Origin of the sequence: Nocardioides sp. (genome assembly GCF_034670285.1) — a bacterium.
Lineage (GTDB): Bacteria > Actinomycetota > Actinomycetes > Propionibacteriales > Nocardioidaceae > Nocardioides.
The window spans coordinates 1-9,331 of sequence record NZ_JAXMNS010000118.1 but is presented as its reverse complement, the minus strand read 5'-3'; the positions used below and the strand labels follow the sequence as shown (position 1 = coordinate 9,331).

The window sequence follows — 9,331 nt, the reverse complement described above, 5'->3', positions numbered from 1 at the left end:
CGTGCGGCGGCTGAGAGGTCGAACCGGGTGGGTGGTGAGGCGGCGTCGATGGAGTAGAGCAGCTCGACCATGGCGTGCCACGCGGCGCTGTAGGCGTCTTCGGGGTCGAGGGTGGGGTACTTACGGGCGGCGCTCCACGCGAGGCGGTCGATGTGATCCATGGTGTAGCCGTGGGCGAGTGTGGCGATCTGGGCGACGTCGCTCATTGGTGTGCCTCCCGGTTCCTGCGTGGTCCTCAGCGGCCTCGGGCGCCGGCCGCTGAGGCCTTGTTGACCTCTTGACCAAAGGCGCGTGCGGCGGCGACGGTCTGCTGTGCGGCTCGGCGTTCTCTCTCGCTGTCGAGCCTGATGAGTGTCCTGTTCAGGGTGTCGATGTCAGCGCGTAGGGCGCGGAGCTCGACGACCTGTTCGCGGTCGGCTGCCGGGGTGTGAGCGCGGCTGCTGCTGGAGCTGTATCGCCCGGTGGTGGGGTCGATGCTCGGGGCGCCAACGACGGCGAAGTTGAGCGGCGCCAGGCGGGTGCGCGTCATTAGCGAGGTGACCTCGTCGAGGGAGCGCCTGACCCCGTCGCGGCGGTCGCCGATGCCGACCAGGAGCCCGTCGATGGTCTGCTGTCCGATCTTGCGGAATACCTTCGATGGCGAGGCGATACCGAGGGCCTTCTTGACGAAGCCAGGGATCTTGTCGGTGACGAAGGTGGCGATGGTGGAGACGATCTCGCCGGCCTTGTTCTTGATGCCGGAGAGGAATCCGCCGATGAGGTCGACGCCGGCGCTGTAGAGGGTGGAGGCGAGGTTGCCGAGGGCGCTGACGATCTTGCCTGGCAGCGCCTTGACCAGTGAGACCGCGGCACTGATGCCCGTGCGGATGGCGCTCTTCACGCTGTCCCAGGCCTTCGACACGACGGCCTTGATGGCGGTCCAGGCGGTCGAGGTCACGGTGCGGATGACGTTCCAGGCCTGGGAGATGATGGCCTTCACGATGCCGAGGGCGCCGGTGACGATCTGCTTGATGCCGTCCCAAAGGCCTTTCCAGTCGCCCCGGAGTGCGGAGGACACGACCTTGAAGAGGCCCTCGATGACCTTGAAGACGCTCTTGATCAGGTTGGCGACGTTGGTCATCGTCGTGGTGATGAACCGCAGGATCGTTGCACCGAACCGCTGCCAGATGCCCTTGATGACTCCGGTGACGGTGGCAATGACGCTCTTGATGATGGCCAGCGCCGACTTGATGATCGATTGGACCGAGGCCCACACCGCTTGGATCTGAGGGAGCAGTTCCTGGAACTTTGTGGCGACCGCGGCGACGATTTGCTGCACGATCGGGGCGACGGTGGCGATGAAGGTCTTGAAGGTCTCGACGACGGCGTGCACGCCGTTGCGGAACGTTTCAGAGTTCTTGTAGGCGTAGGCCAGTCCGGCGCCGAGAGCGGCGATGCCGACGACGATGAGGGTGATCGGGGAGGTCGCCACGGCCAAGATGCCGAAGGCGATGCCGAGGGCGGTCACGGCGACGGTCGCGATGCCCAGCGCGATAGCGGCCCCCTTGACCACCTCGGGGTTGCTTGCGAGGAACTCACCGACCGGCTTGAGCTTGTCCAGCAGGGTGGAGAAGGCGTTGCGAACGGTGTCGACCACGGGGACCAGACGGGCGCGGAGTTCCTCACCGATCTTGATCGCGGCTGGGAGGAGCTTCTCGGCGATGAAGGCAGCGGCCTTGTCCACGATCGGGACCAAGACGCTGCCGAGGCGCTCGGCGAGCTGGGAGAAGGCCACCCGGATCTTGTCGGTGCCGTTGGCTGTGGCTACGGAGGTGCCACCGACCTGTGCCTCAATGGCAGCGAGGACTTTGTTCTGTGCCTGACCGGCCTTGCCGGACTCGACCAGGACAGCGATACGTTCCTTCTCGGCCTCGGTGAAGGTCACGCCGGACTTGGTCAGTGACGCCAGGCCCTTGACGGGGTCATTCAGCGCTTTACCGAGCTGGGCGGCGTTTGACTCGGCGGTGCCGAACCCGGCGGAGGCGAGGTCGATCGCGGCAGTGGTGGCCCGGTCGAAGTTGCCACCGACGTCGTCGGCTGACTTGGCGAGTTCCTTGAAGGTGAGGAGCTTGGCCTGCGTTGCCTTGATGGCGTTCTGATCGATGCCGGTGGCTCGGGCTTGAGATTCGGCGAGCTTGATCAGCCTGTTGCTGACTTGCTGCGTCTGGTCGCCGAAGAGGCCCATCGAGGTAGCAACCTGGGTGATCCGGGCATTAGAGGTGCCCGCTCGTTCGCCCGCCTCGATGAGGCTCTTCCCGAGCACGACGGCACCAGCACCAGCGGCAGCGACTCCCAAGAGGGCGACCTTGCCGGCCTTCTTGAGGGTGTCGCCCATCGAGGTCGCGGAACGTCCGACCGAGGACAGCTCCCGGCTTGCCTGTGAGGCGTTGGCCAGGACTGCGATGCGGATGGGACCTGCCATCAGATCCAGCCCCTTTCCTTGAGGCACTTGGCCTCTTCGACGAACACCTCGCGCTCGAGGAGGGTGAGTTGCATGTAGACCTCAGGTGGTTGGCGAGCGAGTAGGCACCAGGAGGCCATGGCGCGCGCCCTTACTCGGAGGGCGCGGAGTCTTCCCCCGAGGGCGTCTCGGGCTCCTCGGGGTCGAGGTCGGGGGTTTCATCGGCGAAGACTTCGCTCAGCTCACTCATGGGCATCGAGAGGGCGTACTCGCGGGCCTCGTGGTCCTTGTGCCCCTCGCGCTTGTGCATGACGAATACCAGCGCGCGCAGGACCAACATGGGCTTGCGCTCCCCGTCGGTGTAGGGGTCGACGCGCATGGTCTGGTCGATGGCGATCTCCTCGAACCCGGTGAGGCTCTGCACCATCTCGGTGGCGGTGATCTTCTGGACGATCATGTGAGGCCCTTCTCTCGGATGGTCTGGTTGATCTCGTCCTCGAGCAGCTGCAGTGCTCGGGTCTGCATGGTCTGGTCGGCACGCTGCATGAACCCGGATGCCTGGATGCCGCGCTTGGGCCAGCCGTAGTTGATGGCGCCGGCGTAGGGGACCGAGGAGCGGCCGGCGGTGACGACGGCCTTGGACTTGGCCCGGTTTCCTCGGATGTCCTTGGCGAGTCGGCCGGTGTCGCGCGGTGCGAAGGATGAGGCCGCCTTGGCAGCCTCGTCGGCGATCTTCGAGAAGGCGTCCTTGAGGTCGTCGACCTCGACGCCCATCTCCTGCAATGCGCGCACGACCTGGGTGAGACCCTCGACCTTGAACCCGGCACGGTCGACCATCAGGCGTCGATTCGCACGGGCTTGTGGGTGAAGGCCCAGTCGATAGCGAAGGCGAAGCGGGCGCTCGGCGAGGCGTTGGCCTCTCCACCGATCAGGTCCCCGTCAGGTTCGGCGATCGTGACTGTCCCGGCGAACCACGGTTGATCCTCGCTAGGGGAGGTCCCACCGGCGGGGCGAAGCTCGATGTCGACTTCCTCACCGGCTCGGAGCCAGACCAGCGACCACAGGGACTCGGCGGCGAGGTCCTGGGCTGCGGTGCACTGCAACCGGTAGTTGCGAAACGGGGCACGACCTAGCAACCGCGGCAGGTCCGAGGGTCCGCTGATGATCCTGGCATCGGAGACGTCCGCGGTTCGCGCGATGTCGTCGATGCTCAGGGTCAGCGATCGGGTTCCGAGGTGCATGGCCTGTCTCGGATCAGGCGGTGACGCGGGTGGGCTTGGCGGTGAAGGTCCACTCTGCCTCGAAGGTGAATCGCGCCGAGGCCGAGGAGTTTGCCTCGCCGCCGAGGATGTCCCCGTCGGGCTCGGTGATCACCAGGTTGCCGGTGAAGTGCGGCTGGCTCGGGGAGGCAGTGGTGCCACCGGCGGGCTGGATGATCGCCGCCACCGTGGTGCCGGCCTGGGACCACACGAGATCCCAGATGGTGTCGGCGTCGGTGTCCTGCACGGCGGTGAAGGCCAGCTTGTACTCGCGGCTTCCACCGGCTGCGGCTGCTGCGAAGGACAGGAATCCGCCGTCAGCCTCTCCAGTGGTGATGCGGCAGTTGGAGACCTGGGCGGTGTAGTCCTCGCCGCCGATGGTCAGGGTCAGGGATCGTGTGCCAAGCGCGGTCATGAGTCCGCCTCTCTGTGTCCATTGATGAAGGCGACCGGCAAGACGCCGATGCCATCGAGCTGGAGCCGCTGGGGCTGCACGCTGGTGATGACCAGGTGCGGCTCGAGTGCGCCCTTGAGGTCGGGCAGCTTCTGCTCGAGGTACTGCTCTGCCTCGGCGTAGTCCTGTGGCAGGACCAGGACGACGTTGTAGAACACGACGCCGCCGAAGGCGTTGGGGTAGTCGATGCGCTCGACGCGGGGATAGACCGTGCCGGGACTGGTGTCGCCCACGACGTAGGGGTGCCCGGTGAGGCCGAGCACGCTTGATGCTGCGGCGGCGATCTCCTCGCGGACGCTCATCCGATCGGCGCCTTGCGGTAGTGCCCCTCGAGCCTGCGGACCTCAGGATCGTTGCTGCCGATCCGGGTCGCGCCGACGTCGTCGAGGACGACACCAAGGGGCAGGTTGCGCATCGCGAGATTGCGCGAGACCCGACGAACTAGTGCCTCGGCCAAGGCGCTGTTGTAGGGCTCGACGCGGCACCGGTTGGCTTGGTCGGTCACCTCGGCGAGGTAGGCGTCGGAGACAGCGTCGGGTGTCTTGCCCAAGCGCACGGCCACCTCCTCGAACGTGGGGACCGGGGTCGGCTCAACCGGTGCCTGGCTCACTCGACGACGACCTTGGTGCCGTCCACGATGAAGGTGCCGACCTGGTCGAGGTAGAAGGCGCCTCGAATCACGACGTGGGTCGTGCCGTCGGGTCCGGTCACGACGCCGGCGGGCTTGACCGTGATCAGGTCGCCCACCCTGTGCCGGGTGGCGGGCTTGGGCTTCTCGTCGTTCATCGCTTGGCCTTCCTGGCTGCGGGCTTGTCCTCGGATGAGGGCTTGGTGGCCGTCGTGGGGGTGCGGATGACCTGGGACTCCTCGGAGGGGTCGTGGAGGCCGTAGCGGCCGTCTGCGGGGCGCACGTTGCCGTTCTCGTGGCCTCGCTTGCCCTGACGATCGGCGCTGGGCATCAGACGTCCGAGGTGGTGTAGTCGATGGGCTTGACGTCGGAGTCGCGCAGGACCGCGGCGGCGCCGTAACCCCAGATCGCCATGTCGACGCTCTTGACCTGGTACTCGAAGGTGAACCGCTTCGGGGTCGAGGCCCAGCCCCACACCGAGGACGGAACGAAGCTGTAGGACTTCGAGGCGGTCGTCGATCCGAGAGCCCAGGCGGCGCGGCCGGTCTGGTTGCCGATCTGGACCCGGTCGAAGGCCCCGGAGCTCTCGCCCTGAGCGTTGGTGGCGCCGAGGACGGGCAGGAGCTTGCGGCCGGTGGTGTCGGCGGCGTCGACCAGGGCGGGGAAGAGTTGCCCGTCGAGGACCAGGCCGGTGTAGCGGTTGCCGCCACGCACGAACTGGAGGCCGGCGAAGTAGCCGGTCAGGGCGTCGACCAGAGCGGAGTCGGTGGCGCTGGCGAGGTTCAGCTCAGCGGTGCCAACGGCGGCGAGAGCAGTCGCCACGCGGGCCTCGAGAGCCTCGTACCAGGCGTTGAGCATCTCGCCCCACATGATCCCGTCGGCCTGCGGAGAGCCGCCGGCGTCGAGGACCTCGCGGTTGATCTCGATCTTGCCCGAAACCGCGGTCGGGGTGACGGTCTGCGAGGTCGCAGCGAACGACCCAGGCGTGGGCTCGGTGCCCTCCGTGTGAGTGCTGACCAGACCCGATGCGCTGGAGAACTTCGGGATCGTGAACGGCGTCTTGTCCTCGATGGTGCCGGTCGAGATCGAGTCCCACAGGGGACGCGAGTACGACAGGTTGGGCACGTAGAGCTCGGGGCGGTTCTTCGTGGGATTGAGCGAGCCGGCGTTGGTCGTGGTGACCGCGAAGGCCTCGCCGACGAAGGTCTCGAAGCGCTGGCGCGCGACGCTGTCGCCGTTCTGGGCTGAGCGCATGTCCTCGATGAGGGAGTGCGCTCCCGGCACGCCGTCGAAGCGGTAGGGCAGCTCCTCGGTGATCTCGGTCGGGCGACCGGCCGAGACGCTCTCGCGCTGCTGGGGGACTGCGAGGTTGGCGAAGCCGGTGGTGATGGCCTCGCTGAGGGCGGTGGTCAGTGCCGAGAAGTCAGCGGGGACCTCGGTCGGCGTGTTCTCGGTCTCCATGGGGTTCTCCTGTTCGGCGTCGAAGGCGACGCTGCTGACTCGAGCCCCACCGAAGACCGGTGCGGGCGTGAGGCTGATCTCGTGGATGGGGATGTCGAGGGCGTGATAGACGCCGTCGCGCAGCACGTACTTGGCGCCCTCGGAAGGTCCGAGCGAGAGCCCGTCCCAGACGCCGTCCTCGGCCATCGACAAGGCCCGGTCTCCCTCGGGTCCTCTCGCGACCTTGAATGCGGCCTCCAGGCCTGCCTCGGTGTCGTTCAGCTCGATCGCTCGGCCTACGGCGGTGGACTTGTCGTGGCCGACCCAGAGCTTGACGCTGCTGACGTCGTCGAACTTGACCGTGCCCTGGGAGAAGGCGAAGAGCTTGCCGGCCTTGCGGCCCACGACGCCATAGGGCACGGCGAGGCCGCGGATGGTGCGCTCCTCGACGTCGACGGCGAACACGGTGCCCACCGGTGGGGCGGCATCCATGGTCGTGGCGGTTGCGTCGAAGGATGCTGCGATCGGGGTCGGTTCGGGCATGGGTTCCTCCTGGGCAGGCACCGCGGGGGCGGCTGCGGTGATGGCGGGTCGGCCCTCGCCCTGGCGAACCTCTTCGGGAGTGATCGCACCGACTCGGATACCGACCTCGGCGGCTTCCCAGCGGGACTTGGCATCCGAGCGCAGGAACCCGTCGAGGTCGAAGCGGATGGTGGTGCCGCGCGGGGTCACGTCACCCATCGAGAGGCGGTCCTCGATCGCGGCGCGGTAGCCGCCGAGGGTGAAGTCGAGGAACGCCTTGCGGCGGTCGAACTGGTTGGCGTAGGTGCGGCTTGTGGTCGAGACGCCCAACTCCTCGGCGTCGACACCGGCCACTCGGGCGATCTCGAGGACCGCGTGCTGGCGCTGCTCGGCCAGCTCGAGCTGCTCGGGGTTGAATCCGCCGAGGTTGTACTGCAACGCGGCGGGCACGTAGCCGGTTGCTCGGGCCTGACGTGCGCTGTGCCAGGCGTCGAGGATCGAGGTGATCTCTTCGGTGGTGCCGGGGTCGACGCCGTCAGCGGGGGTGAAGTAGTCCAGCGGCGGGGCGCCGTCTGCGTAGCGCTGGGCGGCGGCGTCGAGGATCAGGCATTGACGGATCGCACGGGCGCCGGCGATGAGTAGCGGATCGTTGGGGGAGTCGAAGCGGATCAGGTCGGTGTCGGCCGGCCACTCGTCGGCCATGCCGCGGTGGCCGTCGCCGGTGACGTGCACGCGGCCGTCCTTGAGGACATCGACGCTGCGAGGGTCCAGGCGCACGACCTCGGCGGGGAAGCCGGCCCAGTCGAAGCGGGTGATCTTCCACCAGGCGGTGCCTTCGTAGAAGAGGTCCTCGACCAGGCGAGTCATCGTGACCGAGCGGGGCACGTCGCGCTCGGGCTGGGTCAGCCATGAGGTGCGGTCGACGCTCAGATCAGGCTTGACCGTGACCAGCGGCAGAGTGCCCAGTGAACCGGCGATCAGGTCGCGCGACCGCTTGACCGCGGGGACCTGCTGAGCCTCGCGACGAGAGACGCGCGAGACCGGGCTGATCGGGGAGGCGTAGGCGCTCAGTCCGAACACCTCCGGCGGCACAGAGTCGGCGTCGACCGAGAAGGCAGTCGGCACCTCGACCTCGAGCGCAGCACCCACGATGGGGTCGGTTCGACCGGTCAGGACACCACGCCAGAAACCCGCCACGGAACCACCATGGGGCCTCGGCACCGGGTGATGCTGAGACCTCCGGGCGGCACCCGTAGCGGGTCCGGCTGGGAGACGAAACCCTACGATCCGACGCCGCTGGGCAGCACGATCTGAGTCAATCGCGACCGGTCCACACGCGCGGCCGAGGCAGCCCAGACTGCGGCCTTTATGGCGTCGGCGCGACCCTTGGAGACCATCCGGGCACCGTCGGCACCGGGCTGGGTGCGAACCTCGAGCACCTGGGCGCTCAGGTGCTCGCCACCGTCGTGGTGCAAGGCGTCCTCGGTGAGCAGTCGGGCGAAGTCAGCCACGGCTGCGGTCATCATCTGCGTCGAGGCCTGCCGGTTGAGCGAGGACAGGGCAGGGTCGGACATCAGCGACTTGCCGACCGTGACCCGACCCCGGTAGCCGGTCGCCTTCACCGCGGCGGCTGCTGCGGCGAGGTCGTCGTGGTCGGAGACCGACACCACGGTGCGCTCACCCTCGCGGTAGGCCAGGGCCAGCGAAGTGCCACGCCCGAACCACGACTCGATCGCAGCGCCCGCGGGCTTGGCCTGGTCGTCGGGCAGGAGCGCCCTCGCGTGCCAGGCCTCGGCCGAGACCAGCTCATTGCCGCGCACGACGACACGACCGCTCAGGCGCCACTGGTTGAGGTACTGGGCGCAGAAACCGGCGACCGGGTCGGGCTCGTCGGCCTCGGCGTCGATGGTGCCCGCCATGGCTGCGGCGTACTTGGCGGCGATCATCTTGCGGCGGTCCTCGGTCCAGTGCGGGGAGGCAGCCCGCCACACCTCGGGGTCGGCGATGTCAGAGCCGGCAGGGGCAGCCCACACCAGGAGCAGCGTCTCGCCGTCGTCGGCTGCCAGCGCTGCGCTGATCCGGTTGCGCATCAAGGAGGTTGCTCGACGGTGTGCGGTCGAGGTCAGGTGGAGCTGCGGGCTCGAACGCTCCAACGTCGCAGGCTCCAAGCCCTCGGTGACAGTGCCGGGTGTGACGTCCCAGCCTTCGTCGACCAGACCGAGGCACACGTCGTAGCCGTAGACAGCGGACTGAGCACGTACCAGCCACCGGTCGCCCGTGGTCGACTCGATGGCCTCCTTGCCGTTCGCGCGCGACACCGTCCAGTCGGCCACGTCCTCGGCCCAGCGCCAGGCAGCACGCTGGATCTCACGGCAGATCGCCACGTCGCTGCCGGTGTGCATCACGGTTTGAACTTCGCCGAAAAGGGACGAGTGCTCCATGCGCCACAGGGCCAGTCCGCGCAGACGCACCGACTTGCCCGACCGACGCGGCGCCGACTCGACGATGACCTTGTGCACCAGGCTGCCGTCGGCGCGGTGCTCGAGCGGACGGACCAGGCGGCTCGGAAGACACCGGATTCCGGAGCA

12 protein-coding genes are annotated in these 9,331 nt (G+C 67.8%); all 12 read right to left on the bottom strand.

Translation table 11 applies throughout. From position 1 onward, the window contains the following. Positions 1 to 206, bottom strand: a 206-nt coding sequence (locus VOI19_RS07935; RefSeq protein WP_323792425.1) for a hypothetical protein, incomplete at its 3' end; no start/stop codon positions are given. Positions 207 to 235: 29 nt separating this feature from the next. Then, on the bottom strand, positions 236 to 2,461 hold the full coding sequence (locus tag VOI19_RS07930; protein WP_323792424.1) for a hypothetical protein: 2,226 nt from the start codon (positions 2,459 to 2,461) through the stop codon (positions 236 to 238). A gap of 130 nt (positions 2,462 to 2,591) precedes the next feature. Then, positions 2,592 to 2,897, bottom strand: a complete 306-nt coding sequence (locus VOI19_RS07925) for a hypothetical protein (RefSeq protein ID WP_323792423.1) — start codon at positions 2,895 to 2,897, stop codon at positions 2,592 to 2,594. After that, positions 2,894 to 3,277, bottom strand: coding sequence for an HK97 gp10 family phage protein (locus VOI19_RS07920; RefSeq protein WP_323792422.1), 384 nt, complete (start codon positions 3,275 to 3,277; stop codon positions 2,894 to 2,896). The genes VOI19_RS07925 and VOI19_RS07920 overlap by 4 nt, the downstream gene beginning before the upstream one ends. Beyond that, positions 3,277 to 3,681 carry a hypothetical protein gene (locus VOI19_RS07915; RefSeq protein ID WP_323792421.1) on the bottom strand — a complete coding sequence of 135 codons (405 nt, stop codon included), beginning with the start codon at positions 3,679 to 3,681 and terminating at the stop codon, positions 3,277 to 3,279. Before VOI19_RS07915 ends, VOI19_RS07920 begins: the two co-directional genes overlap by 1 nt. 13 nt (positions 3,682 to 3,694) lie before the next feature. After that, on the bottom strand, positions 3,695 to 4,114 hold the full coding sequence (locus VOI19_RS07910) for a hypothetical protein (RefSeq protein ID WP_323792420.1): 420 nt from the start codon (positions 4,112 to 4,114) through the stop codon (positions 3,695 to 3,697). Beyond that, positions 4,111 to 4,455: a hypothetical protein gene (locus VOI19_RS07905; RefSeq protein WP_323792419.1), complete on the bottom strand. Its 345-nt coding sequence runs from the start codon at positions 4,453 to 4,455 to the stop codon at positions 4,111 to 4,113. The genes VOI19_RS07910 and VOI19_RS07905 overlap by 4 nt, the downstream gene beginning before the upstream one ends. Next, positions 4,452 to 4,709: a hypothetical protein gene (locus tag VOI19_RS07900; protein ID WP_323792418.1), complete on the bottom strand. Its 258-nt coding sequence runs from the start codon at positions 4,707 to 4,709 to the stop codon at positions 4,452 to 4,454. Before VOI19_RS07900 ends, VOI19_RS07905 begins: the two co-directional genes overlap by 4 nt. A gap of 50 nt (positions 4,710 to 4,759) precedes the next feature. Beyond that, positions 4,760 to 4,939, bottom strand: coding sequence for a hypothetical protein (locus VOI19_RS07895; protein WP_323792417.1), 180 nt, complete (start codon positions 4,937 to 4,939; stop codon positions 4,760 to 4,762). Further along, positions 4,936 to 5,112, bottom strand: a complete 177-nt coding sequence (locus VOI19_RS07890; RefSeq protein ID WP_323792416.1) for a hypothetical protein — start codon at positions 5,110 to 5,112, stop codon at positions 4,936 to 4,938. The genes VOI19_RS07895 and VOI19_RS07890 overlap by 4 nt, the downstream gene beginning before the upstream one ends. After that, positions 5,112 to 7,892, bottom strand: a complete 2,781-nt coding sequence (locus tag VOI19_RS07885) for a phage portal protein (RefSeq protein ID WP_323792415.1) — start codon at positions 7,890 to 7,892, stop codon at positions 5,112 to 5,114. The genes VOI19_RS07890 and VOI19_RS07885 overlap by 1 nt, the downstream gene beginning before the upstream one ends. A gap of 131 nt (positions 7,893 to 8,023) precedes the next feature. Then, the coding region (locus VOI19_RS07880; RefSeq protein WP_323792414.1) for an HNH endonuclease at positions 8,024 to 9,331 on the bottom strand (1,308 nt) is incomplete at its 5' end.

Bases quoted from the DNA above. Each gene is read 5' to 3' on its own strand.
- VOI19_RS07920 (WP_323792422.1), bottom strand. From the start codon at position 3,277: ATGGTCGACCGTGCCGGGTTCAAGGTCGAGGGTCTCACCCAGGTCGTG.
- VOI19_RS07925 (WP_323792423.1), bottom strand. From the start codon at position 2,897: ATGATCGTCCAGAAGATCACCGCCACCGAGATGGTGCAGAGCCTCACC.
- VOI19_RS07890 (WP_323792416.1), bottom strand. From the start codon at position 5,112: ATGCCCAGCGCCGATCGTCAGGGCAAGCGAGGCCACGAGAACGGCAAC.
- VOI19_RS07915 (WP_323792421.1), bottom strand. From the start codon at position 3,681: ATGCACCTCGGAACCCGATCGCTGACCCTGAGCATCGACGACATCGCG.
- VOI19_RS07930 (WP_323792424.1), bottom strand. From the start codon at position 2,461: ATGGCAGGTCCCATCCGCATCGCAGTCCTGGCCAACGCCTCACAGGCA.
- VOI19_RS07905 (WP_323792419.1), bottom strand. From the start codon at position 4,455: ATGAGCGTCCGCGAGGAGATCGCCGCCGCAGCATCAAGCGTGCTCGGC.
- VOI19_RS07895 (WP_323792417.1), bottom strand. From the start codon at position 4,939: ATGAACGACGAGAAGCCCAAGCCCGCCACCCGGCACAGGGTGGGCGAC.
- VOI19_RS07910 (WP_323792420.1), bottom strand. From the start codon at position 4,114: ATGACCGCGCTTGGCACACGATCCCTGACCCTGACCATCGGCGGCGAG.